Raw genomic sequence first — 22,685 nt, 5'->3', positions numbered from 1 at the left:
ATCCCATCGACGCGCTAATGTGCGGCAGGTCACATTCGGCAGCGGAGATCCAGGAGGTCGCGTTGGGTGCTGGGAAGTACGTCGGTCGAGTCGGGGGATTGGCGGTCGCACTCGGGGTCGGGTCCGCACTGGTGCTGAGCGCGCCGACGGCGTCGGCGTCCCCGCGCTCCAGCGACACATCGTCGCAATCCTCGTCCGCACGGGCCGGGCACAAGGCTGCCAAGGACCGCCACGCTGAGCATTCGTCCCGCTCATCACGGCAATCGGCGGCACGTGACGCGACCACGCACCGGGTGGCGCGCAACGTCGGTGAGTCCGGTCGGCACCGGCTGGATGCGACGACGCAGCGCTCCGAGAGCGACGACTCGACCGCCGAGCGGTCGGCCCGGTCAGCGGCCAAGGCCCGCCATGGGGCGGCGCACGACACCACGATCCTCCAGCCGTCCGCTGACACGCCGCGGGCCGCGCAGAAGCCGGCAGATGCTCCGGCGGCGCCGCGCCACCAGCGTGGTCGGGTTCGGCTCGACGAGCCGGCCGTCGCGGCGGCCGAGCCGGTGGCCGCTGCCACCGCGCCCGCGAGCTCGTCACCGATTGAGCCAGCTGCGCCGGCTGAGTCGGCCGCTCCGGCTGAGTCGGCCGCTCCGTCCGCTCCCGTCCAGCCGGCACGCAGCGTGCTCGCCACCGTGATCAACGACATCGCCACGACGCTGGCCGGCAACTCGCCGAGCGCGCCGGCCGGCGACTCGCCTGCCGAGTGGGTGTTGCTGGCCGCTGCGCGACGCGAGTTCGCTGCCGCTGCCACCCCGGCCTCCTCCGTCAGCGTCACCGGAGGCATCACCGCGGTACCGGCGGTCGACCTCACCGACGGCATCATCCACGGCACCACCGGGGCCACCACGTCGAGCGGCCTGCCGCTGACCTACACCGTGATCGGTGCCCCGAGCGCGGGCGGCAAGGTCCGGCTGAACTCGGCGGACGGCACCTTCACCTTCCTGCCGTATGCCACCGTCGTTGACAGCGCCGGCTCCGAGGCCTTCACCGTGCTGGTAGCCGAGACCACCGAGTTCGACGTTGCGCTGCAACAGATTCCGGTGTTCGGTTCGTTCGTTCCCCAGGTGCTGGTGATGGTGCATCAGATGCCGGTCCTCGGCGAGGCGTTGGCGCCGCTCATCGGTGACGCCGAGGTGGTGGACGTCAACGTCGACGTCGGGGAGCTGGCACCCGCGGGCACGCCGATGGCCTACACGGTCAAGGTGGCCTCGTTCGACGGCGCCGAGATCAGCATGAACTATTTCCCGGCGTCGGGCCTGCAGGCCGGGGACACCGCGCCGACGATCTTCAGCGGCGCAGGGCTTTCCAGTGCGGGCGACGTGAACCCGTACGCCGGCGGCGCGACCGGCGTCGGCACGTTCCGTGACGCCGGCTACAACGTGGTGACCTGGGACTCCCGCGGCGAGCACGATTCGGGCGGGATCTTGCAGCTGGACAGTCCGTTCTTCGAGGGCCGCGACATGTCGGCCCTGATCGACTACGTCGCAGGGCGGCCCGGGACGCTGCTGGACGGCGCGAACGACCCGCGGATGGGCATGGTGGGCGGTTCCTACGGCGGCGGCATCCAGTGGGTCACCGCAGGCACCGATGACCGGGTCGACGCCATCGTGCCGACGATCTCGTGGAATTCGCTGAACAGTTCGCTCTATCCCAACCAGGCGTTCAAGACGTCGTATGCGGCGCTGCTGTTGCTGTCGCTGGTGACGTCGGGGGCGAACATCAACTCGCAGCTGTACAGCGGGATCTTCACCGGCGCGCTGCTCGGGATGCTCACCCCCGAACAGCAGGCGGTGCTGGCCGCCAGCGGTCCGACCGCCCTGGTCAACGAGATCAGCGCGCCCACCCTGATCGTTCAGGGCACGGTGGACGTGTTGTTCCCGTTGCAGCAGGCGATCGACAACGCCCAGATCCTCGACGCCAACGGGGTGCCGGTGAAGATGGTGTGGTTCTGCGGCGGGCACGGCAACTGCGAAACCCCGGCCGGTGACAGCACCGAGATGGTCGAGACCGCGACCATGAGCTGGCTGGACGCCTACGTCAAGCACAAGGGCGAAGACGTCGATGACGGTCTGCCGACATTCCAGTGGATCGACCAGAACGGTGACCACTACACCTCCGATGTGCTGCCTTCGGATCCCGATTTCGCCGGCACCCCGGTCACCGTGTCGCACGGCGGCGGGGTGCTGGGAATCGTGCCGATCCTCGGCGGCTCGGGACCGGGCGCGGCGGGGATCCCGTTCGGGCTCGGTGACGGAACCAAGGCGGCGAACGCGGTCAACGTCACGGTCACCGCGCCGTCGGACACCGCCACGCAGGTGGTCGGTGCTCCCGAGCTGACGCTGACGTATTCAGGGCTGGGCACCAGCCGCCACGTCTACGCCCAGATCATCGACGACCAGACCGGCCAGGTGATCGGCAACATCGTCACCCCGGTGCCGGTCACCCTCGACGGCAAGGAACACACCGTCACCATTCCGATGGAGGCCGTGGCCTATACGCTCGAACCCGGGCACACCGCCACGGTGCAGATCACCACCTCGGCTACCCCGTTCCTCAACCTCACCCAGTTCGGCGTCATCAACATCTCCGGCATCGAGGTGTCGCTGCCCACCGTCGGGTCCGGCGCCGGTGCGCAGCCCGCGGCGGCCACCGATCGGGATCTCGTCCGCGTATAACCGCACAAAAACCAGTGGCGGCCACGCCCCTGCGAGAGGACCATGGGGGATGGATGATCATCCCTCCGATCAGGCCGGATGCGTCGTCCAGGCGGAGGGCGCGAAGATGAAAAAGCTGAATTTCGCGACGATTGCGGCCGCCGACCTTGCTGTTGTCAGTTTCGGGCTGGCGGTGCCCGCAACGGCGGCCCCCTCTGACACCGGAGCGGCCCAAGACACGATCAACGAGCTGGAGGCGCAGGGCTACCACGTCATCGTGCACAAGGTGGGCAGTGCGCCATTGAGCCAGTGCGCCGTCAGCGCGACGAAGCCCGGCCACACATACTCCAGGACCGACAGCGGCGTTCCCGGCGGCGGCCACACCACAACGGTCACGGCCAAGACGATCAACGTCTATCTCAGTTGCTGAATCGCCGGTCGATCGGACGTTGATCGCGGCGCAACCAGGAAGGTGGTCAGCGGATGATCCAGCACCTGCAATCCCGGCTGAATTCGCATGCGCCCGCCGTTGTCAGCGTCTGCCGGATCGTGCTCGGGTTGATGTTCACCCTCAACGGCACGGTGAAGCTGTTCGGCTGGCCGGTCGGCCCCTCGGTGGCCGTTGGTGACTGGCCGTTCTGGTGGGCCGGGCTGATCGAGCTGATCGCCGGTCTGCTGATCGTGCTGGGATGGTTCACTCCGATCGCCGCACTTGTGGCGTCGGGCGAGATGGCGGTCGCCTACTTCTGGCTGCACCAGCCCAACGCGTTGTGGCCGGTGGATCCGCAGAACGGCGGCGAGTTCGCGGTGCTGTACTGCTTCGCTTTCCTGCTGTTGGCATTCGCCGGGCCCGGTGCCTGGGCACTGGACACCATGCGCGGCCGCTCGCACGACGAGCGTGACGAGGTATCCGCCGTCTAGATCCGGCCGTCGGTGCGCAGGTCCGGATGCACCCAATCCGGTGACCGGCGCGCCTTGAACGCCCGGAATCCCTCGGCGGCCTCCTCGCCGCTGTAACTGGCCTTCATCCCGATCCGGTCGTAGAGCCCCATGTAGCTGTCCAGGCTGGACTTCACCACGCCGCGGGCCCGCGGTGCGGTGCGGCAGCACTGCGTGAGCACTTCGGTTGCCGCGCTGAGCAATTCGTCGTGCGGCACCACCCTGGCCACCATGCCCCAGTCGACGGCTTCGGCCGCGCTGAGCGTGCGGCCGGTGAACATCAGGTCGCGGGTGCGCACCGGGCCGATGAGCCGGGCCAGCATCTGGCTGTAGTAGGTGTCGGCGATGCCGCGGTAGAGCTCGGGCACCCGGAACGTGGCGCGATCGCTCACCACGGCCATGTCGCTGCAGATCGCGATCTGCAGCCCGCCGCCCTGACACAGGCCGTTGACCGCACTCACCACCGGCTTGACCGATTGCCGCAGGGTTTCGAACGGCGTGACGTCCATCGACAGTGCGGCGCCGAAGCTCATCCAGTCGTCGACACCGTTGCCGCCGCCCAGGTCACCGCCGGGAGCGAAGACGTCCCCGGTGCCGGTGATCAGCAAACCGGCCAGATCGGGGTCGGCCTCGACGTGGGTGACGGCGTAGCGGATGCCGAAGTACATGGCCGGGGTCATCGCGTTGCGGGCCTCGGGCCGATCCAGGGTGACCACGCCGAACGGCCCCTGCCGGTCGAACTTCAGGTATGGCGTGCCGAGCCAGTCGCCCTCGGGCGGCCGCGGGGTGAGGTCCTGGGTCATGGTTGGCGACTATAACCACAACGGTATCGGCTTCAGTTGGGCCGGTCTCAGTGCGTCAGGACGGCGTCGATATCGGCGGCCGAGGGGGCGCAGGTGCCGGCCCCGCGCACCAGGGTGGCCAGCGCCCCGGCCGCGCAGGCCCGCCGCAGCGCCGGCTCGTGGCCCGCACTCCAGCCCGCGGCCAGCACCCCGGCGAACACGTCGCCGGCCCCGGCGGTGTCCAGGGCCCGCACCGCCGGTGCCGGGACGTCGAAGCGCTCGTCGGAGCCGAGGTAGCTGGCCCCGCGGGAGCCCCGGGTGATCACCAGGTGCCGCACCGGCCAATGCCACTCGGCCGCCTCGGTTTCGTTCACCACCACCACGTCCACCAGGTCCGACAGTGCCAGCAGATGATGGGCGGCGGTGCCGGGCGGGGAGGCGTTGAGCATGACCACCGCACCGGCGGCCCGGGCCAGTTTGGCCGCGGCGATCGCCGTCGTCACCGGGATTTCCAGCTGGATCAGCACCACCTCGCTCCAGACGATGGCCGTGCGTGCCGCGTCGCTGTCCACCTCGAGCCGGGCGTTGGCGCCGGGCGCCACCACGATGCTGTTCTCCCCGACGGCATCGACGAGGATCGCGGCCGATCCGCTGGCGCCGGGCACACAGGTCACCGCGTCGGAACGGACCCCGTTGTCGTGCAGGTGACGGCGCAGCAGGTCGGCGGCGGCGTCGTCACCGAGCGCGGCCACCAGCGCCACCTCGGCGCCGGCGCGTGCGGCCGCCACCGCCTGGTTGCCGCCCTTACCCCCCGGGGCGGAGGTCAGTGACGACGCCAGCACGGTCTGGCCGGGGCGGGGCAGGGTATTGACGACGAACGTCTGGTCAGCGTTGATGCTTCCAACTACGCACACCCGCGAAGCCGCCATAGTCGACAACGCTAATCCCGTCGCGCCCCGGCCGGGCGCTGACACGTGTCGAACCGCGCGAACACCTCCGATACCCTGGGGCAATGAGCGTGCAGACACCGCCCGTCACCGCCGGAACGCAGGACCTCCGCGAGCAGGTGCACGCGGCCGCGCGGCGGGCCCGCACCGCGGCCCGCGCGTTGGGCACGCTGAGCGCCGAGACGAAGAACCGCGCGCTGCACGCCGCCGCCGACAGCGTGCTCGCGCACGTCCACGAGGTGCTGGCCGCCAACGCCGCCGATGTCGAGGCGGCCCGGGCGGCCGGGACACCCGAGGCCATGTTGGATCGGCTGGCGCTCAACCCGCAGCGGGTCGACGGCATCGCGGCCGGGCTGCGTCAGGTCGCGGGTCTGCCGGATCCGGTCGGTGAGGTGCTGCGCGGCCGCACCCTGCCCAACGGTCTGCAACTGCGTCAGCAGCGGGTGCCGCTCGGTGTGGTCGGCATGGTTTACGAGGGCCGGCCCAACGTCACCGTCGACGCGTTCGGGCTCACCCTCAAGTCGGGCAACGCCGCGTTGCTGCGGGGCAGTTCCTCGGCGGCCCGGTCCAATGCCGCTCTGGTGGAGGCACTTCGGTCCGCGCTGGCGGCCGAGGGGCTGCCGCTGGATGCGGTGCAGCTGCTGCCCAGTCACGACCGCGCCAGCGTCACCCACCTGATCCAGGCCCGCGGCCTGGTCGACGTGGTGATCCCGCGCGGGGGAGCCGGTCTGATCGAGGCGGTGGTGCGCGATGCGCAGGTGCCGACGATCGAGACCGGTGTCGGCAATTGCCATGTCTACGTGGATGAGTCGGCCGATATCGACGTGGCCGAGCAGATTCTGCTGAACTCCAAGACCCGGCGTCCCAGCGTCTGCAACGCCGCCGAGACGCTGCTGGTGGACAAGGCGCTGGCGGCCACCGCGCTGCCCCGGCTCACCGCGGCGCTGCGTGCGGCCGGAGTCACCGTGCACGAGGATCCCAGCGACGAGGACTTGCACGCCGAGTTCCTGTCGATGGACATCGCGGTGACCCTCGTCGACGGAGTGGACGGCGCGATCGATCACATCAACACCTATGGCACCGGGCACACCGAGGCCATCGTGGCAACGAATCTTGCTGCGGCCCAGCGGTTCACCGAGCAGGTGGATGCGGCCGCGGTGATGGTCAACGCGTCCACCGCGTTCACCGACGGAGAGCAGTTCGGCTTCGGCGCCGAGATCGGCATCTCCACCCAGAAACTGCATGCCCGCGGACCGATGGGCCTGCCCGAACTGACCTCGACCAAGTGGATCGTGTGGGGCGACGGTCAGACCCGACCGGCCTAGCCGGACCAGACACAGACCAGGAGACCAGATGAGCGTGCCCGCTCGCCCCGCCCCGTTGTTCGCCGACATCGACGATGTCGCGCGGCGGCTGGCGGAGACCGGCTACCTGCCCGACACCGCCACCGCGACAGCGGTTTTCCTCGCCGACCGGCTGGGCAAGCCACTGCTGGTGGAAGGTCCCGCCGGCGTCGGCAAGACCGAACTGGCCCGCGCGGTGGCGCAGTCGACGGGCTCGGAGCTGGTGCGGTTGCAGTGCTATGAGGGTGTCGACGAGGCCCGCGCGCTCTACGAGTGGAACCACGCCAAGCAGATCTTGCGGATCCAGGCCGGGCAGAACAGCACCGGTGGCGACTGGGACCAGACCAAGATGGACGTGTTCAGCGAGGAGTTCCTGCTGACCCGTCCGCTGCTCACCGCGATCAAGCGCACCGATCCGACTGTCCTGCTGATCGACGAGACCGACAAGGCCGACATCGAGATCGAGGGTCTGCTGCTGGAGGTGTTGTCCGACTTCGCGGTGACCGTTCCCGAACTCGGCACCATCAGGGCTGAGCGGCCGCCGTTGGTGGTGCTGACGTCCAATGCCACCCGTGAGCTCTCCGAGGCACTCAAGCGTCGCTGTCTGTTCCTGCACATCGACTTCCCCGACCCGGAGCTGGAGCGGCGCATCCTGCTGTCCCGGGTGCCCGAGCTGCCCGAGCGCATCGCCGCAGAACTGGTGCGCATCATCGGGGTGCTGCGCGGCATGCAACTCAAGAAAGTGCCCTCGGTCGCCGAGACCATCGACTGGGGCCGCACCGTGCTGGCCCTGGGCCTGGACACCATCGACGACGCGATGATCGCGGCCACCCTCGGCGTGGTGCTCAAGCACCAGTCCGATCAGGTCAAGGCCTCCGGTGAGCTGAGGCTGAATTGATGGGGCCGAACTGATGGTGCCCCGCCGGGTTCGGCCCTCCCAGCCGCTGGCCCCCAACGGCCTGCCCGGGCATCTCGTCGAGTTCGTCGAATCCCTTCGCGGTCAAGGGATCTCGGTCGGTCCGTCGGAAACCGTGGACGCCGGCCGGGTGATGACCGTGCTGGGGTTGGGCGATCGGGAGGCGCTGCGCGAAGGGATCGCCTGCGCGGTGCTGCGCCGTGCCGATCACCGCGACACCTACGACGCGATGTTCGATCTGTTCTTCCCGGCGGCGCTGGGCGCGCGCACCGTGCTCTCGGACGAGGATCAGGACGACGCCGACACCGGCGACGCGGACCGGCCCCAGCTGCCGCCCGAGGACATCGAGGCCATGCGTGAGGCCCTGGTGCAGATGTTGGCCGACAATGAGGATCTGGCCAACCTGGACGACCGGTTGTCGGCGATGATCGCCCGGATCGTGGAGGCCTACGGCCGCTACAACTCCAGCCGCGGCCCGTCGTACTCGTCGTATCAGGCGCTCAAGGCGATGAGCCTCGACGATCTCGAAGGCAGGCTGCTGGCGGGTCTACTCGCCCCGTACGGTGACGAGCCCACCCCGACGCAGGAGGAGATCGCCAAGGCGCTGGCCGCCCAGCGCATCGCCCAACTGCGCAAGATGGTCGAGTCCGAGACCAAGCGGCGCACCGCCGAACAGTTGGGCCGTGACCACGTGCAGATGTACGGGGTGCCGCAGCTGGCCGAGAACGTCGAGTTCCTGCGGGCCTCGGGGGAACAGCTCCGGCAGATGCGCAAGACGGTGCAACCTCTGGCCCGCACCCTGGCCACCCGGTTGGCCGCCCGGCGGCGACGCTCCCGGGCCGGGGAGATCGATCTGCGCAAGACGCTGCGCAAATCGATGTCGACCGGCGGGGTGCCCATCGACGTGGTGCTGCGCAAGCCGCATCCGGCCCGCCCGGAGCTGGTGGTGCTGTGCGATGTGTCCGGGTCGGTCGCCGGGTTCAGCCACTTCACTCTGATGCTGGTGTCGGCGCTGCGTCAGCAGTTCTCCCGGGTGCGGGTCTTCGCATTCATCGACACCACCGACGAGGTCACCGACATGTTCGGGCCGGAGGCCGATCTGGCGGTCGCCGTGCAGCGCATCACCCGTGAGGCCGGGGTCTACACCCGCGACGGGCACTCCGACTACGGGCACGCCTTCGTGTCCTTCCTGGACAAGTACCCGGGTGTGCTGTCCCCGCGCAGCTCGCTGCTGGTGCTGGGCGACGGGCGGAACAACTACCGCAACCCCGAGGTCGAGCTGCTCGAGCACATGGTGTCGGCCAGCCGCCACGCCCACTGGCTCAACCCCGAGCCCAAGCACCTGTGGGGCAGCGGGGATTCCGCGGTACCCAAATATCTCGAGGCCATCCCGATGCACGAGTGCCGCTCAGCCCGGCAACTGGCGGCGGTGATCGACGGGTTGCTGCCGGTCTGAGCCCGCACCACCTGCCGTAAGCTGCCTCTTTGTGGCAGCACGGCGCAGGCTGGGGGTGATGGGTGGGACATTCGATCCCATCCACAACGGGCACTTGGTCGCCGCCAGCGAGGTGGCCGACCTGTTCGACCTGGACGAGGTGGTGTTCGTCCCGACCGGTCAGCCCTGGCAGAAGAACGACCGACGGGTCAGCGCGGCCGAGGACCGGTACCTGATGACGGTGATCGCCACCGCGTCCAACCCGCGGTTCTCGGTCAGCCGGGTCGACATCGACCGGGGCGGGGCGACGTATACCAAGGACACCCTGCGCGACCTGCGTGATCTCAACGCGGACACCGATCTGTATTTCATCACCGGAGCCGATGCGCTGGCATCGATCCTGTCCTGGCAGAACTGGGAGGACTTGTTTTCCATGGCGAGGTTTGTCGGCGTGAGCCGACCCGGCTACGAGCTGGACGGTGAACACATCGCGGCGGCGCTGCGGGAGTTGCCGCCGGAGGCGTTGACGCTCGTGGAGGTGCCCGCGCTGGCCATCTCGTCGAGCGACTGCCGTCAGCGGGCCGCCGAGGAGCGCCCGATCTGGTATCTGGTGCCCGATGGTGTGGTGCAGTACGTGGCCAAGCGCGGGCTGTACACCGCGGACGCGCGGAACACCGGCAACCCGGCGGTGGCCCGATGAGCGCCACCGAGGAAGCCGTCGCGATGGCGACGGTGGCCGCCCGGGCCGCCGCGGCCAAGCTGGCCGACGATGTCGTGGTCATCGACGTGTCGGGCCAGCTCGTGATCACCGATTGCTTCGTGATCGCCTCGGCGTCCAACGAGCGTCAGGTCAATGCGATCGTCGACGAGGTCGAGGAGAAGATGCGGCAGGCCGGGTACAAGCCGGCCCGTCGCGAGGGCACCCGCGAGGGCCGGTGGACGCTGCTGGACTACATCGACGTGGTGGTGCACATCCAGCATCAGGACGAGCGCGACTTCTATGCGCTGGACCGGCTGTGGCGGGACTGCCCGACGGTCCCGGTCGATCTGGATGTTCCTGCGGACCCGGAGCTGCCGGAATGAGGGCGCGATGACGGTCCGCCGGCTGGTGCTGCTGCGGCACGGCCAGACCGAGTACAACGCGGGCAGCCGGATGCAGGGCCAGCTCGACACCGACCTGTCCGATCTGGGCCGCGACCAGGCCGCTGCCGCCGCCGAGGTGCTGGCCAAGCGGCAGCCGCTGCTGATCGTGTCCTCGGACCTCAAACGTGCGCTGGACACCGCGGTCACCCTGGGTGACCGCGCCGGCATTGCCGTCGCGGTGGACAAACGGTTGCGGGAGACGCACCTGGGGGACTGGCAGGGACTGACCCACCTGGAGGTGGACACGATGGCCCCGGGGGCCCGTCGGGCCTGGCGTGAGGACGCGCGGTGGGCGCCGCACGGCGGTGAGAGCCGCGTCGACGTCGCCGACCGCAGCATCCCGGTGGTCGCCGAACTGGTTGCCGGACAACCGGAGTGGGGCGTGGACACCGCCGGCGCCGGTGCCGACCGGCCGGTGGTGCTGGTGGCGCACGGTGGGCTGATCGCTGCGCTGACGGCCGGATTGCTGGGGCTGCCGGTGGACAACTGGCCGGTGCTCGGCGGCATGGGCAACGCCAGTTGGGTTCAGCTGTCCGGGCATTCGCCGGATTCGGCCGGACCCGGCGAGAGCACCGGCTTCGATTCGATCCGCTGGCGGCTGGACGTGTGGAATGCCTCGGCGCAGGTGGCCAACGATGTCCTCTGAACGCTGCGATGACCGCAAGCCGGTGCTGTTGGTGTTCGCCGACTCGCTGTCCTATTTCGGTCCGACCGGTGGTCTGCCTTCCGATGATCCGCGGATCTGGCCCAACATCGTGGCCGAACAACTCGGCTGGGATGTGGAGCTCATCGGCCGGATCGGCTGGACCTGCCGGGATGTGTGGTGGGCAGCCACCCAGGATCCGCGGTCGTGGGCGGCGCTGCCCCGCGCGGGGGCGGTCGTCTTCGCCACCAGCGGGATGGATTCGCTGCCCTCGCCGTTGCCGACGGCGCTGCGCGAGCTGATCCGGTATGTGCGGCCGTCCCGGTTACGCCGGTGGGTGCGGGACGGTTACGGCTGGCTGCAGCCGCGGCTGTCGCCGATCGCCCGCGCGGCCCTGCCCCCGCATCTGACGGTCGAGTACCTGGAGATGACGCGTAACGCCATCGATTTCAACCGGCCCGGCATCCCGGTGCTGGCCTCGTTGCCCTCGGTGCACATCGCCGAGACCTATGGGAAGGCCCATCACGGCCGCGAGCCCACGGTCAAGGCGATCACGGCCTGGGCGGCCGAGCACGACGTCACGTTGGTGGATCTCAAGGCCGCGGTCGCCGACGAGGTGCTGGGCGGGCGCGGCAACCCCGATGGCATCCACTGGAACTTCGAAGCCCACCGGGCGGTGGCCGAGTTGATGCTCAAGGGGCTGGCCACTGCTGGTGTGCCACAACAGAATTCCACTGATTGACGATGGCGGTCATGATAGTGACCGACTCGACGTCCCGGTTGGCGCCCGAGTTGTGTCAGAAGTGGGGTATCCGGCAGGTGCCGCTGCACATCCTCGATGACGGCAGTGACCTGCGCGACGGGGTCGATCCGATTCCATCGGACATTCACGATCGGGCAAAGGCCACCACCGCCGGGGCGTCGCCGGCCGATCTGGCCGCCACGTACCGCGAGGCGCTGGCCGCCAGTGGCGGCGATGGCGTTGTCGCCGTGCATATCTCGGCGGCCCTGTCGGGCACCTATAGCGCAGCGGCGGCGGTTGCCCGGGAGATCGGACCGAGTGTGCGGGTGGTGAACTCGCGGGCGGCGGCGATGGGGGTGGGGTTCGTCGCCCTGGCTGCCGCCGAATCGGCTGGTCGCGGTGACGGTCTCGATGCCGTGGAGGCTGCGGCGCGTGCGGCGATACCGCGTGGGCAGGCGTTCATCGTGGTGCACCGGCTGGACAACCTGCGGCGCGGCGGCCGGATCGGCGCGGCGGCATCGTGGCTGGGCACCGCACTGTCGCTCAAACCGTTGCTGCGCCTCGACGTGGACGGCCGGTTGGTGCTCGCGCAACGGATCCGGACCATTTCGAAAGCCCATGCGGCCCTGGTCGATCAGATCGCCGAGGCGGCGGGGGAGCGTCCGGTGGACGTCGTCGTGCATCACGTCGACAACCCGGACGGGGCCGAGGAGATCGCCGCGACGCTCACCGATCGGCTGCCGAACCTGCGCTCGCTGGCGGTGACGGAGATGGGTCCGGTGCTCGCGGTGCATGTCGGCGGCGGGGCAGTCGGGGTGTGTATTAGCGTGGAGGACGCGTAAGGGGCCAGTTCCGGCTCGGCTCTGAGGTGGCGATACCGATGGCAACCGTGATGATGTTGGCGCGCGACGAGCGTGCGGATTTCGCCGACTTCCTGGAGAAACTGACCGCACAGCAGTGGGAGGGCCCGTCGCTGTGCCAGGGCTGGCGGGTCCACGACCTGGTGGCCCACGTCATCAGTTACGAGCCGTTGAGCGCGAGACAAACTGCCGGTCGGGTGGTCAGGGGACTGGTCACCAAGGGCGGTCCCAACGCGATCGGCGTGGCCGAATTCTCGGCGCTACCGCCCGACGGCCTGATCGAACTGTTCCATCGCTACCCCGAGCCGCGCGGTGCGACTGCGAGTTTCGGCGGTCGTGTCGGGCTCACCGACGGCTTGATCCATCAGCAGGACATCCGCCGTCCGCTGGGGATGCCCCGACGCATCCCGGCCGACCGCCTGCTTGTCGCGTTGGACTTCGCCAGGTGGGCACCGCCCATCCGAGGTGGGCTGCGGGCCCGTGGTCTGCGCCTGGTGGCCACCGATCTGGATTGGTCGGCCGGCCGTGGGCCCGAGGTGTCCGGACCGGCGGAAGCGCTGCTGATGGCGATGGCCGGCCGGGCCGACGCCGTGGCCGACCTCGACGGGCCGGGGTGGTCGCGGTTCGCGCAGCGGTTGGGCGCCGGCGGCTAGGTAGCGGGTTTCGACGACCGGCCCGCAGCGGCGGTCGTGGCGAAAAGCGTTGGCACGCCGATCAGCCGGCGAACCGCCCGGTGATCGGCGGCAGATCCTTGAGCGTGACGATCCCGGGTGCGGCGGCCACCACGGCAGGCACCGCGTTGGTGACCGGCAGTGCGGTGTAGATCGAGCCCAGTCCGGAGAAGCTGGGCTCGGACCAGTCCTTGGGTGGCAGGCAGTGCAGCACTGTGCGCATGTTGGGCAGCCCGAACACCTGGATGACATGTCCGTCGGCCACCGGCTTGGGCGGCGTCACGTGGCTGCCCATGATCCAGTTGAAGCCGACGCTGACGACATTCTTCTCGCCGACCCAGCCGCGGTGATAGCCGTACACGCTGCCGACCGTCCCGGCCGGGATCTTCATGAACCCCAGGTCGCTGTCGGCGGTGGCCGCGGTGAAGGTGACGTCGAACGTGATGCGGTCCAGGGTGGCGCCGATGGCGTCGGCCATCATCGCGGCGGACTCGGCGAACACCTCGCTCTCGCGACGCACACTTTCGGTCAGACCTGGGGTGTCGGGGTCCTGGGCGAAGCCCATCGCGGCCATCGTGTCCGCTGACTCGTAGGTGGAACAGTCCACCGATTCGGTGATGCGGATTTCGTCGACCCGTTCGCACGAACCGGACAGCACCATGCCCACCATGTTGGTGACACCGGGGTGGGCGCCGCTGCCGAACATCGTGGAACTTCCTGTCTCACAGGCCTTCCGGATGCGGTCGAGGTCTTGCGGGGTCTGCTTGCCGCCGGTGATCCAGGCCGCGCTGGAGCACACGTTGACCCCGGCCTCGAGCAGCGCGACGAGTTCATCGATGTTCGGCCACAGCGGGTTGTAGCAACAGGCATCGGGTTCGAGCGCGATCAACTCGTCGATGGAGTTGGTGGCCCGGACACCGGTGGGTTCAGGCCAGCCGGCCAACTCGGCGGCGTCGACGCCGACCTTGTCGGCGCCGTGAGCGTAGACGCCGACCAGTTCCATGTCGTCGCGGCTGATCATCGCGTGCAGCGAGCGTCGGCCGATGTTGCCCGTGGTCCATTGGATGACCCGAATCGGCTTACCTGCGGTCATGATCATCTCCCTCGCTCAGCCCTGTGTGCGGACTAGACACTATCGCCGAAGGTGTCTACCCCGGTAATCCCCAACCCGAGATTCATCCACAGCCGGCCGGCCCTGAGGGCCCGGCGGCCCGGCATCGTCGCAATCCGCCCCTAACGTCGCGGGCATGGGAACCGAACTGTCGGTGCAACGCCTCCGTCGTCTGGGTGGCCGGGACGATCCCGGCACCGAGGCGGACGACACCGCCGAACCTGACACCGTGTCCGAGAGCACGCTGTCGCGATGGCTACCCGATACCGCAGCCTCCGATGGTCCGGGCTGGCTGGCCGCCGTGCGTGCCGACCCGGGCCGCGCCGGGGCCCTGGCACTGGCCGGTGTCGGTGTGCTCGCCATTCTGGTCACTGTCTTCACCCTGATCCGACATCAGCCGCCACCGGTGGCCTCGGCGAATCTGCCTCCGGTGCAGATGGTTTCATCGGCCGTCCCGAAACCCGATGTGGCCGACGGGCCGGTGGTGGTCAGCGTGGTCGGTCTGGTGCACAAGCCCGGGCTGGTGACCTTGCAGGCCGGAGCCCGCATCGCCGACGCGTTGGAAGCTGCCGGCGGGCCGCTCGACGGTGCCGACCTGCTCGGGCTGAACATGGCTCGCCGGGTCGCCGACGGGGAACAGATCGTGGTGGGCATCGAGGCGCCGCCCGACCAGTCCAGCAGCATGGCCAGTTCGGTGGCCGGTGGTACTTCCGACGCTGCACCCGGCAGTGCTCCGGGCACCGCGACAACCGCGGCCACTGCCGCCACTGGGCCGGTGGATCTCAATACCGCCACCGCCGAGGACCTCGACGCCCTGCCCGGTGTCGGTCCGGTGACCGCCGAGGCGATCCTGGCCTGGCGGGCCGCGCACGGACGGTTCGACAGCGTCGATCAGCTCGGTGAGGTCGACGGGATCGGCCCGGCCCGGTTGGAGAAGCTGCGTGAGCTGGTCCGGGCATAACGAGTCGGGTGGCGACGGCCCACACGACGACCGGGGTGACCGGCAGCGCGACGGCCGGAGCGCCGAGGCGCCGGCCGAGGCGCAGCCGCTGGATCTGCGCATCGTCCCGGCCGCGATCACCGCATGGTCGGTGACGGCGTCGGGCATCGTGTGGAATGCCGGCGTCGCCGTGGTGGTGGGGCTGGTGGCGGTCGGGCTCACCTGGCTGGTGACCCGGCGCGGCGCGGGCCCCGGCGCACCGCACGCGACCATGGCCGCGGTGCTGGCGGTCGGCGCCGTCGCGGCCGGGTTCGCCGTCGCGGTCGGGTTACGGGTGCAGCAGGTCGAGCACCATCCGGTGACCAGCCGCTACGGCGGTGCCACCACGGTCGAGGTGGTTCCGGCGGAGACCCCGCGGGTGCTCAACGGTGGGCGACTGATGTTTCGCGCCGCCCTGCGCCGGGTCGAACAGGTGCCCATGGTGGGGCGGGTTCTGGTGTTCGCACCGGCATCCTTCGGTCAGGTGGCCGTGGGCCGCCCGGTCAGTTTTCGCGCCGCCGTGCAGCGCCCCAAGCGGCGGGATCTGAGCGTGGCGGTGCTCGTGGCTTCCGGTAGGTCCGCCTCAGGGCAGGCGTCGGCCGTGCAGCAGGTGGCGCAGCGGATCCGCAACGGCTTCACCGACGCGGCGCGCGCGGCACTGCCGGCCGATCAGGCCGCCATGCTGCCCGCCCTGGTGCTCGGAGACACGTCAACCGTGACCGGCCGGACCACCGAACAGTTCCGCACGGTGGGGCTGACGCATCTGACGGCGGTGTCGGGGGCCAACGTGACGATCGTGTGCGGCGCGCTGCTGCTGTCCGCCGCGCTGATCGGGCCCAGGGCGGCGGTGCTGCTGGCCGGCGCCGGGCTGGTCGGCTTCGTCATCGTGGTGGCGCCCTCGCCCAGCGTGCTGCGGGCCGCGGTGATGGGTGCGGTGACCCTGCTGGCCGTGCTGACCCACCGGCGCCGGCAGGCGGTTCCGGCGTTGGCCGCCAGCGTGATCGCGCTGATGATCGCCGCGCCGGAGCTTGCCGTCGACGTCGGGTTCGCGTTGTCGGTGGGCGCCACGGCAGGCATCGTCGTGCTCGCACCAATCTGGTCGGCCCGGCTACAGGCCCGCGGGTGGCCGCGCCCGGCCGCGGCGGCGGTCAGCGTCGCCGTGGTGGCCCAGCTGATCACCGCCCCGCTGGTGGCCGGAATTTCGGGCACGGTCAGTCTGGTGGCCGTGGCGGCCAATCTCGCGGTGGCCGGCATCATTCCGCCGATCACCGTGCTGGGTACCGCGGCGGCCGCGATCTCGCCGGTCTGGCCGGCCGGGGCCCAGTTGTTGATCCGGTTCACCGGTCCCGAGCTGTGGTGGCTGTTGTCGGTGGCGCGGTGGGCTTCGAAGCTGCCCGCGGCCGCGCTGCCGACACCGTCGGGCCTGGCCGGTGTGGTGGCGGTGGCGGTCGGCGGGGTGGCGCTGAGCGTGCTGTGGCGGCTGCGCTGGGTGCGCCGCGGGCTGGCGGCGCTGGTACTCGGCCTGCTGGCGTGGGGGCTGGCGGGCCAGGTGGTCGGCGCTGTCGCCTCGACGTGACACGATCATCGGCGTGACTGAACAGATCGACGGTCTGCATCTGGTTCTCGGAGATGAGGAGCTGCTCGTGGAGCGCGCGGTGGCCTCAGTGCTGCGCGGGTTGCGGGCGCAGGCCGGTTCCCCTGATGTCCCGGTGGACCGGATGCGTGCCGGTGAGGTCAGCACCAGCGAGCTGGCCGAGTTGCTGAGCCCGTCGCTGTTCGCCGAAGAGCGCATGGTGGTGTTGGAGGCCGCCGCCGAGGCCGGTAAAGACGCTGTGGCCCTGATCGGCTCGGCCGCCGCCGATCTGCCGCCGGGCACCGTGCTGGTGGTTGTCCACTCCGGGGGCGGGCGGGCCAAGGCGCTGGCCGATCAGTTGAAAAAGCTTGGTGCACAGGTGCATCCGTGCGCCCGCATCGCCAAACCGGCCGAACGCGCCGATTTCGTGCGGGCCGAGTTCCGCCGGCTGCGGGCCAAGGTCTCCGAGGACACCGTGACCGCGGTGCTCGACGCGGTGGGCTCGAATGTTCGTGAGCTCGCCGCAGTCTGCTCGCAGTTGGTGGCCGACACCGCCGGACAGGTCGACGTGGCCGCGGTGCGGCGGTACCACAGCGGCAAGGCCGAGGTGAAGGGCTTCGACATCGCCGACAAGGCGGTCACCGGTGATGTCGCCGGGGCGGCCGAGGCATTGCGGTGGGCGATGTTGGCCGGTGAACCGCAGGTGGTGCTGGCCGACGCGCTGGCCGAGGCCGTGCACACCATCGCGCGGGTGGGGCCGCTGTCGGGAGATCCGTACCGGCTCGCCGGAGAGCTGGGGATGCCGCCGTGGCGGGTGCAGAAGGCGCAGAAGCAGGCCCGCCGCTGGTCACGCGACTCAGTGGCCGAGGCGATGCGGGTGGTGGCCACCCTCAATGCAGACGTAAAGGGCGCAGCGGCCGATGCCGACTACGCCCTTGAGACAGCAGTGCGCCGGGTGGCCGAACTCGCCACCCGGTGAACAGCCGTGGGATCAGTCCCGAAAGGTCAGAGCTTGTTGAGCGCCAGGGCCAGGGCCGACTTCTTGTTGGCGGCCTGGTTGGCGTGGATGACGCCCTTGCTGGCGGCCTTGTCGAGCTGACGGCTGGTGGAGACCAGCAACTCGGCGGCCTTGTCCTTCTCGCCGGCCTCGACGGCCTCGCGGAAGCCGCGGACGGCCGTCCGCAGCGACGACTTCACCGACTGGTTACGCAGCCGACGACGCTCGTTGGTGCGGATGCGCTTTTCCTGCGACTTGATGTTGGCCACGTAGAAATTCCTTCGTAATTCTCTTGCTGGGGTTACCGAAGTCTGGGTGCGCCCACCCGCACTGCGGGCAGCGACTGTTCAGGTTACCAGCGAGACGTGCGAACTCCCAAAGCGGCGCTGGTGAAACGGGGGTGCTGCCACGTCGGGCGCCACCTGCCGATACCACGTCAACCCGCCGTTGGCCTGCCGAAACGGGCCGCTCGGTTGGACGGCGAAACGGCGGCGGGTGCGGCAGCATGAGGGGGATGAGCCTGCGAACGGTGCGTGCGCAAGATGCGGAGCCCAACGGGTCGGCGGGGGCCGGGCGCCGTGCCGCCGCGCCGCGGCGGGTCAACCATCAGGGCATCTTCGACGGCTATCACCGGACCGGCCACTACTCGGCCGCCTTCGACGAGATGTTCGACCCGGCCGGCAACGTCCGCGGGCCGTACAAGGGCATCTTCACCGAGCTTGCTCCGTCGGACGCCTCGGAGCTGCGGTCCCGGTCGGACGCGCTGGGCCGGGCATTCATCGACCAGGGCATCACGTTCTCGCTGTCCGGTCAGGAGCGGCCGTTCCCGCTCGATCTGGTGCCGCGGGTGATCTCGGCGGCCGAATGGTCGCGGCTGGAACGCGGCATCACCCAGCGGGTCAAGGCGTTGGAGATGTATCTCGACGACGTCTACGGCGAGCAGGAGATCCTGCGTGACGGGGTGATCCCGCGCCGGCTGGTCACCTCGTGCGAGCACTTCCACCGGGAGGCCGCCGGCATCGTCCCGCCCAACGGGGTGCGCATCCACGTCGCCGGCATCGACCTGATCCGGGACGCCAAAGGTGATTTCCGGGTGCTCGAGGACAACCTGCGCTCGCCGTCGGGGGTGTCCTATGTGATGGAAAACCGGCGCACCATGGCGCGGGTCTTCCCGAATCTGTTCGCCTCCCACCGGGTGCGGGCGGTCGGCGACTATTCCTCCCACCTGCTGCGGGCACTGCGCAACGCCGCGCCGACCAACGTCGCCGATCCCACCGTGGTGGTGCTCACGCCCGGGGTGTACAACTCGGCCTACTTCGAGCATTCCCTGCTGGCCCGGCAGATGGGTGCCGAGCTGGTGGAGGGCCGCGACCTGTTCTGCCGCGACAACGTGGTGTACATGCGCACCACCGAGGGCGAGCGCCAGGTCGACGTCATCTACCGCCGCATCGATGACACGTTCCTGGACCCGCTGCAGTTCCGCCCCGATTCGGTGCTGGGGGTGGCCGGGCTGCTCAACGCCGCCCGGGCCGGCAACGTCGTGATCTCCAGCGCGGTAGGCAACGGTGTCGGCGACGACAAGCTCGTCTACACCTATGTGCCGACCATCATCGAGTACTACCTGGGGGAGAAACCGGTGCTGGCCAACGTCGACAGCTACCGCTGTTGGTTGGACAACGAGCGTGAGGAGGTGCTGGACCGGATCGACGAGCTCGTCATCAAGCCCGTCGAGGGCTCGGGCGGTTACGGCATCGTGTTCGGCCCGGAGGCCTCCGAGAAGGAGCTCACCGCGGTTGCCAGGAAGATCCGCGCCGACCCCCGGGGCTGGATTGCCCAACCGGTGATGCAGCTGTCCACGGTGCCCACCCAGATCGGCAACAAACTGGCGCCCCGGCACGTGGACCTGCGTCCGTTCGCGGTCAACGACGGCAACGAGGTCTGGGTGCTGCCCGGTGGGCTGACCCGGGTCGCGTTGCCGGACGGATCGCTGGTGGTCAACTCCAGCCAGGGCGGCGGGTCGAAGGACACCTGGGTACTGGCCTCGCGCACCTCGGCGGCCGACCGGGAGTTGGCCGCCGCCGAGGTGGTGCGGTCGCTGCCCAAATCCGCCAACGGCCCCAAAGGGGATGGCGCGCTTGATGGTTCGTCGTCCCAACAACAACAGCAGTAGGGGGTGCACAGATGCTGGCGCGCAATGCCGAGTCCCTGTACTGGATCGGCCGTTACGTGGAGCGGGCCGATGACACGGCCCGCATTCTCGATGTCACGGTGCACCAACTGCTGGAGGATTCCAGCGTCGACCCGGACGTCGCGTCCCGGACCCTGCTGCGGGTGCTCGGGATCCCGCCGCCCGCCGAGCGCCTGGACGTGTGGTCGCTGACCGACATCGTGGCCTTCAGTCGGGACAACAGCGGCAATTCGATCGTCGACGCGATCTCGGCTGCGCGCGAGAACGCCCGCGGGGCCCGAGAGGTCACCTCGACCGAGATCTGGGAGTGCCTCAACACCACGTACAACGCGCTGGCCGAGCGGGAGCGGGCGGCCAAACGGCTGGGCCCGCACGAGTTCCTGTCGTATGTGGAGGGGCGGGCGGCGATGTTCGCCGGGCTGGCGGATTCGACCTTGAGCCGTGACGACGGCTACCGGTTCATGTTGCTGGGCCGGGCGATCGAACGGGTCGACATGATGGTGCGGTTGCTGCTCTCGCGCGTCGGTGACAGCGGTTCGTCCCCGGCCTGGGTGACGTTGTTGCGGTCGGCCGGCGCCCACGACACGTATCTGCGGACGTATCGCGGCGTGCTCGACGCCGGCCGGGTGGTCGAGTTCATGCTGTTGGACCGGTTGTTCCCGCGTTCGGTCTTCCACTCGTTGCGGATGGCCGAACACAGTCTGGACGAACTGCTCAACCGGCCGCACAACCGGTTGGGCGCCACCGCCGAGGCGCAGCGGCTGTTGGGCCGGGCCCGCAGCGAGCTCGAGTTCCTGCAGCCCGGTGCCCTGCTGGAATCCCTGGATGCCCGGCTGGCCGGGTTGCAGCACACGTGCCGCGACGTGGGAGAAGCCTTGGCGCTGCAGTACTTCCATTCGGCTCCGTGGGTGGCCTGGACCGATGCCGGGCACGGCGAGCCAGTGGTGATCGAGGAGGGCGAGGTCTAGATGTGGCGGCTGAGGATGGTGCACTCGACCGGGTTCGCCTACAAGTCGGCGGTGACGGCGTCGTTCAACGAGGCCCGGCTGACCCCGCGGTCGGATTCCCGCCAGAACGTGATCCTGAACCGGGTCGAAACCGTTCCGGCCACCCGGTCCTACCGCTACGTCGACTACTGGGGCACCGCGGTGACGGCGTTCGACCTGCACGCCCCGCACACCGAGCTGGAGGTGACGGCCTCCTCGGTGGTCGAGACCGACGTCGCCGAGCAGCCCGAGGAGTTGGTCGGCTGGGCTGATCTGGCCTCCGAGGCCGTCGTCGACCGCTTCGACGAGGTGCTCAGCCCGACGCATTACACGCCACGCAGCCCGCGCATCGCCCGGGTGGGACGTCGCATCGCCAAGGATCACGATCCGTTCCAGGCGGTGCGCGCCGTCGCGCAGTGGATCCGCAGCGAACTCGACTACGTGCCGGGCACCACCGGGGTGCACTCGTCGGGGCTGGATGCGTTGCGCGAGGGGAAAGGGGTGTGCCAGGATTTCGCCCACCTGTCGTTGATCATGTTGCGGTCCATGGGGATTCCGGCCCGTTACGTCTCGGGCTACCTGCACCCGACGGGTGACGCGGTGGTGGGGGACACGATCGACGGGCAGAGCCACGCCTGGATCCAGGCCTGGACCGGCGGGTGGTGGCACTACGACCCCACCAACGACACCGAGATCAACGAGCAGTATGTCAGCGTGGGCGTGGGGCGGGACTACTCGGATGTGGCTCCGCTCAAGGGAATCTATTCCGGCGAGGGTTCGACGGATCTCGACGTGGTCGTCGAGGTCACCCGGTTGGCTTGACGCACATCCCGGGATGGACCTGCACGCGGTGCAGATCGTCACCGAGTTCGATCTGACGGTCGAACTCGGCGGCCGCCAGCGCCCGCCACTGCTCCTCGGTGCCCGCGGCGATCGCCGGCACGTAGTGGGTGAGGATGAGGATCCCGACGCCGGCCCGTGCTGCGGTGGCCGCTGCCTCCTGCACCGAGGAGTGGTAGTCGCAGATGTCGCGAATCCGTTGCTGTGCAAGAAGATCGATCAGGTCCTTGCGGATCACCGTGTGGACCAGGGCGCCGGCGCCGGCGGCCAGGGCATCCAGGCTGGGGCAGGGCACGGTGTCGCCGGCGGCCACCACCGAGGCGCCACCGTGTTCGATGCGGAAGGCGATCGTGGGTGTCACCGGCCGATGATCGGTGGGGGCGACCCGGATTCGGACGTCGTCGTGCTCCCACACCGGCCCCTCGGTGTACTCGTGCACCTCGACCGGCGGCGGGCCGGTGAGATCGGCGTGGTGGGCGATGCGGTAGCCGATGTCGAACCCGAACGCCTTCAGCGTCGCGTCCACCACCTCGGCGGTGCCCGGGGGCCCGATGATCGGCAGCGGCGGTGCGTCCGGGGCAAACGTGCTGACCCAGCGAGTGATGAGGACATCGCCCAGATCGGCGATGTGGTCGCTGTGCAGATGGGTGAGAAGCAATGCGCTGAGCTGGTGGGCGCCCGCGCCGACGGCGGCCAGGCGTTGCAACACCCCGCGTCCACAATCGATCAGGAACATCTGGCCGCCCGCGCGCACCAGGGTCGACGGTCCGGCCCGGTCCGGATCGGGGATCGGGCTACCGGTGCCCAGCAGAGTGACCTCGATCATGGCCTCCTTCCTACTCCGTGTCGCCGCTTCGGGGCGTGGGTTCTTTCCTCTCGGCCGCC

General features: G+C 69.5%; 23 protein-coding genes. 18 read left to right on the top strand and 5 right to left on the bottom strand.

Annotation, left to right across the window (positions count from 1 at the left end; genetic code table 11):
* Positions 1-62: 62 nt before the first annotated feature.
* The 3 genes from FR943_RS18205 to FR943_RS18195 are packed head-to-tail and all read left to right on the top strand — an operon-like array spanning position 63 to position 3,626.
* The gene (locus FR943_RS18205; RefSeq protein ID WP_217159621.1) at positions 63-2,726 is read left to right on the top strand and encodes a S15 peptidase family protein; all 2,664 of its coding nucleotides are present in this window, start codon (positions 63-65) and stop codon (positions 2,724-2,726) included.
* A 49-nt stretch (positions 2,727-2,775) separates the two neighbouring features.
* Entirely contained in the window at positions 2,776-3,135 is a 360-nt protein-coding gene (locus FR943_RS18200) for a hypothetical protein (RefSeq protein ID WP_246585082.1), read from the top strand.
* A 53-nt stretch (positions 3,136-3,188) separates the two neighbouring features.
* Positions 3,189-3,626, top strand: coding sequence for a DoxX family protein (locus tag FR943_RS18195; protein ID WP_217159620.1), 438 nt, complete (start codon positions 3,189-3,191; stop codon positions 3,624-3,626).
* Here the strand turns inward: FR943_RS18195 and FR943_RS18190 are convergent.
* Together FR943_RS18190 and FR943_RS18185 are read right to left on the bottom strand one after the other, a co-directional pair.
* Positions 3,623-4,447 carry an enoyl-CoA hydratase/isomerase family protein gene (locus FR943_RS18190; protein ID WP_217159619.1) on the bottom strand — a complete coding sequence of 275 codons (825 nt, stop codon included), beginning with the start codon at positions 4,445-4,447 and terminating at the stop codon, positions 3,623-3,625. The two genes, FR943_RS18195 and FR943_RS18190, sit on opposite strands and share 4 nt — an antisense overlap.
* A 47-nt stretch (positions 4,448-4,494) precedes the next feature.
* Positions 4,495-5,355 carry a PfkB family carbohydrate kinase gene (locus tag FR943_RS18185; RefSeq protein WP_217159618.1) on the bottom strand — a complete coding sequence of 287 codons (861 nt, stop codon included), beginning with the start codon at positions 5,353-5,355 and terminating at the stop codon, positions 4,495-4,497.
* An 83-nt stretch (positions 5,356-5,438) separates the two neighbouring features.
* Between FR943_RS18185 and FR943_RS18180 the strand changes: the two genes are divergently transcribed.
* Genes FR943_RS18180 through FR943_RS18140 form a run of 9 tightly spaced genes read left to right on the top strand, consistent with a single transcriptional unit; the run spans position 5,439 to position 13,108 of the window.
* Positions 5,439-6,698, top strand: coding sequence for a glutamate-5-semialdehyde dehydrogenase (locus tag FR943_RS18180; protein WP_217159617.1), 1,260 nt, complete (start codon positions 5,439-5,441; stop codon positions 6,696-6,698).
* Positions 6,699-6,726: 28 nt separating this feature from the next.
* Positions 6,727-7,614, top strand: coding sequence for an AAA family ATPase (locus FR943_RS18175; protein ID WP_217159616.1), 888 nt, complete (start codon positions 6,727-6,729; stop codon positions 7,612-7,614).
* A gap of 13 nt (positions 7,615-7,627) precedes the next feature.
* Positions 7,628-9,088: a vWA domain-containing protein gene (locus tag FR943_RS18170; RefSeq protein ID WP_217159615.1), complete on the top strand. Its 1,461-nt coding sequence runs from the start codon at positions 7,628-7,630 to the stop codon at positions 9,086-9,088.
* A gap of 49 nt (positions 9,089-9,137) precedes the next feature.
* A complete protein-coding gene (gene nadD, locus FR943_RS18165; protein WP_275957465.1) occupies positions 9,138-9,767 on the top strand; it encodes a nicotinate-nucleotide adenylyltransferase in 630 nt (209 codons plus the stop codon).
* Positions 9,764-10,150: a ribosome silencing factor gene (gene rsfS / locus FR943_RS18160; protein ID WP_217159613.1), complete on the top strand. Its 387-nt coding sequence runs from the start codon at positions 9,764-9,766 to the stop codon at positions 10,148-10,150. Before nadD ends, rsfS begins: the two co-directional genes overlap by 4 nt.
* Positions 10,151-10,157: 7 nt before the next feature.
* Complete coding sequence (gene gpgP, locus FR943_RS18155; protein ID WP_217159612.1) at positions 10,158-10,856, top strand: glucosyl-3-phosphoglycerate phosphatase; 699 nt, start codon at positions 10,158-10,160, stop codon at positions 10,854-10,856.
* The gene (octT, locus tag FR943_RS18150) at positions 10,846-11,595 is read left to right on the top strand and encodes a diglucosylglycerate octanoyltransferase (protein ID WP_217159611.1); all 750 of its coding nucleotides are present in this window, start codon (positions 10,846-10,848) and stop codon (positions 11,593-11,595) included. Before gpgP ends, octT begins: the two co-directional genes overlap by 11 nt.
* A gap of 2 nt (positions 11,596-11,597) precedes the next feature.
* The gene (locus FR943_RS18145) at positions 11,598-12,437 is read left to right on the top strand and encodes a DegV family protein (protein WP_217159610.1); all 840 of its coding nucleotides are present in this window, start codon (positions 11,598-11,600) and stop codon (positions 12,435-12,437) included.
* 38 nt (positions 12,438-12,475) lie between these two features.
* Positions 12,476-13,108: a maleylpyruvate isomerase family mycothiol-dependent enzyme gene (locus FR943_RS18140; RefSeq protein ID WP_217159609.1), complete on the top strand. Its 633-nt coding sequence runs from the start codon at positions 12,476-12,478 to the stop codon at positions 13,106-13,108.
* Positions 13,109-13,169: 61 nt separating this feature from the next.
* Here the strand turns inward: FR943_RS18140 and FR943_RS18135 are convergent, their stop codons facing one another.
* Positions 13,170-14,219 (bottom strand): NAD(P)H-dependent amine dehydrogenase family protein, encoded by a 1,050-nt coding sequence (locus FR943_RS18135; protein WP_217159608.1) that lies wholly within the window; start codon positions 14,217-14,219, stop codon positions 13,170-13,172.
* A 154-nt stretch (positions 14,220-14,373) separates the two neighbouring features.
* Between FR943_RS18135 and FR943_RS18130 the strand changes: the two genes are divergently transcribed.
* From FR943_RS18130 to holA, 3 genes are read left to right on the top strand one after another with little or no spacing between them, the layout of a single operon-like run.
* Positions 14,374-15,198, top strand: coding sequence for a ComEA family DNA-binding protein (locus tag FR943_RS18130; RefSeq protein ID WP_217159607.1), 825 nt, complete (start codon positions 14,374-14,376; stop codon positions 15,196-15,198).
* Positions 15,179-16,792, top strand: coding sequence for a ComEC/Rec2 family competence protein (locus tag FR943_RS18125; protein WP_372448173.1), 1,614 nt, complete (start codon positions 15,179-15,181; stop codon positions 16,790-16,792). The genes FR943_RS18130 and FR943_RS18125 overlap by 20 nt, the downstream gene beginning before the upstream one ends.
* A 7-nt stretch (positions 16,793-16,799) precedes the next feature.
* Positions 16,800-17,768 carry a DNA polymerase III subunit delta gene (holA, locus tag FR943_RS18120; protein WP_372448182.1) on the top strand — a complete coding sequence of 323 codons (969 nt, stop codon included), beginning with the start codon at positions 16,800-16,802 and terminating at the stop codon, positions 17,766-17,768.
* A 26-nt stretch (positions 17,769-17,794) separates the two neighbouring features.
* Here the strand turns inward: holA and rpsT are convergent, their stop codons facing one another.
* Entirely contained in the window at positions 17,795-18,055 is a 261-nt protein-coding gene (gene rpsT / locus FR943_RS18115) for a 30S ribosomal protein S20 (RefSeq protein WP_217159606.1), read from the bottom strand.
* Positions 18,056-18,399: 344 nt separating this feature from the next.
* Between rpsT and FR943_RS18110 the strand changes: the two genes are divergently transcribed.
* Genes FR943_RS18110 through FR943_RS18100 form a run of 3 tightly spaced genes read left to right on the top strand, consistent with a single transcriptional unit; the run spans position 18,400 to position 21,782 of the window.
* Positions 18,400-19,956, top strand: coding sequence for a circularly permuted type 2 ATP-grasp protein (locus FR943_RS18110; RefSeq protein ID WP_217159720.1), 1,557 nt, complete (start codon positions 18,400-18,402; stop codon positions 19,954-19,956).
* An 11-nt stretch (positions 19,957-19,967) separates the two neighbouring features.
* Positions 19,968-20,942, top strand: a complete 975-nt coding sequence (locus FR943_RS18105) for an alpha-E domain-containing protein (RefSeq protein ID WP_217159605.1) — start codon at positions 19,968-19,970, stop codon at positions 20,940-20,942.
* Positions 20,943-21,782, top strand: a complete 840-nt coding sequence (locus tag FR943_RS18100) for a transglutaminase family protein (protein ID WP_217159604.1) — start codon at positions 20,943-20,945, stop codon at positions 21,780-21,782. It begins immediately after the preceding gene.
* Here FR943_RS18100 and FR943_RS18095 read toward each other — a convergent pair.
* Positions 21,766-22,626, bottom strand: a complete 861-nt coding sequence (locus FR943_RS18095) for a ribonuclease Z (protein ID WP_217159603.1) — start codon at positions 22,624-22,626, stop codon at positions 21,766-21,768. The two genes, FR943_RS18100 and FR943_RS18095, sit on opposite strands and share 17 nt — an antisense overlap.
* Positions 22,627-22,685: the final 59 nt, after the last annotated feature.

It is taken from the genome of [Mycobacterium] fortunisiensis (assembly GCF_019050325.1).
GTDB classification, from domain to species: domain Bacteria; phylum Actinomycetota; class Actinomycetes; order Mycobacteriales; family Mycobacteriaceae; genus Mycobacterium; species Mycobacterium fortunisiensis.
Note: the sequence above shows the minus strand (reverse complement) of the source record. Positions and strands in the feature narration are given on the sequence as shown.

Bases quoted from the DNA above. Each gene is read 5' to 3' on its own strand.
- FR943_RS18200 (WP_246585082.1), top strand. From the start codon at position 2,776: ATGGATGATCATCCCTCCGATCAGGCCGGATGCGTCGTCCAGGCGGAG.
- FR943_RS18195 (WP_217159620.1), top strand. From the start codon at position 3,189: ATGATCCAGCACCTGCAATCCCGGCTGAATTCGCATGCGCCCGCCGTT.
- FR943_RS18190 (WP_217159619.1), bottom strand. From the start codon at position 4,447: ATGACCCAGGACCTCACCCCGCGGCCGCCCGAGGGCGACTGGCTCGGC.
- FR943_RS18185 (WP_217159618.1), bottom strand. From the start codon at position 5,355: ATGGCGGCTTCGCGGGTGTGCGTAGTTGGAAGCATCAACGCTGACCAG.
- FR943_RS18180 (WP_217159617.1), top strand. From the start codon at position 5,439: ATGAGCGTGCAGACACCGCCCGTCACCGCCGGAACGCAGGACCTCCGC.
- FR943_RS18175 (WP_217159616.1), top strand. From the start codon at position 6,727: ATGAGCGTGCCCGCTCGCCCCGCCCCGTTGTTCGCCGACATCGACGAT.
- FR943_RS18170 (WP_217159615.1), top strand. From the start codon at position 7,628: ATGGTGCCCCGCCGGGTTCGGCCCTCCCAGCCGCTGGCCCCCAACGGC.
- rsfS (WP_217159613.1), top strand. From the start codon at position 9,764: ATGAGCGCCACCGAGGAAGCCGTCGCGATGGCGACGGTGGCCGCCCGG.
- gpgP (WP_217159612.1), top strand. From the start codon at position 10,158: ATGACGGTCCGCCGGCTGGTGCTGCTGCGGCACGGCCAGACCGAGTAC.
- octT (WP_217159611.1), top strand. From the start codon at position 10,846: ATGTCCTCTGAACGCTGCGATGACCGCAAGCCGGTGCTGTTGGTGTTC.
- FR943_RS18145 (WP_217159610.1), top strand. From the start codon at position 11,598: ATGGCGGTCATGATAGTGACCGACTCGACGTCCCGGTTGGCGCCCGAG.
- FR943_RS18140 (WP_217159609.1), top strand. From the start codon at position 12,476: ATGGCAACCGTGATGATGTTGGCGCGCGACGAGCGTGCGGATTTCGCC.
- FR943_RS18135 (WP_217159608.1), bottom strand. From the start codon at position 14,219: ATGACCGCAGGTAAGCCGATTCGGGTCATCCAATGGACCACGGGCAAC.
- FR943_RS18130 (WP_217159607.1), top strand. From the start codon at position 14,374: ATGGGAACCGAACTGTCGGTGCAACGCCTCCGTCGTCTGGGTGGCCGG.
- FR943_RS18105 (WP_217159605.1), top strand. From the start codon at position 19,968: ATGCTGGCGCGCAATGCCGAGTCCCTGTACTGGATCGGCCGTTACGTG.
- FR943_RS18100 (WP_217159604.1), top strand. From the start codon at position 20,943: ATGTGGCGGCTGAGGATGGTGCACTCGACCGGGTTCGCCTACAAGTCG.
- FR943_RS18095 (WP_217159603.1), bottom strand. From the start codon at position 22,626: ATGATCGAGGTCACTCTGCTGGGCACCGGTAGCCCGATCCCCGATCCG.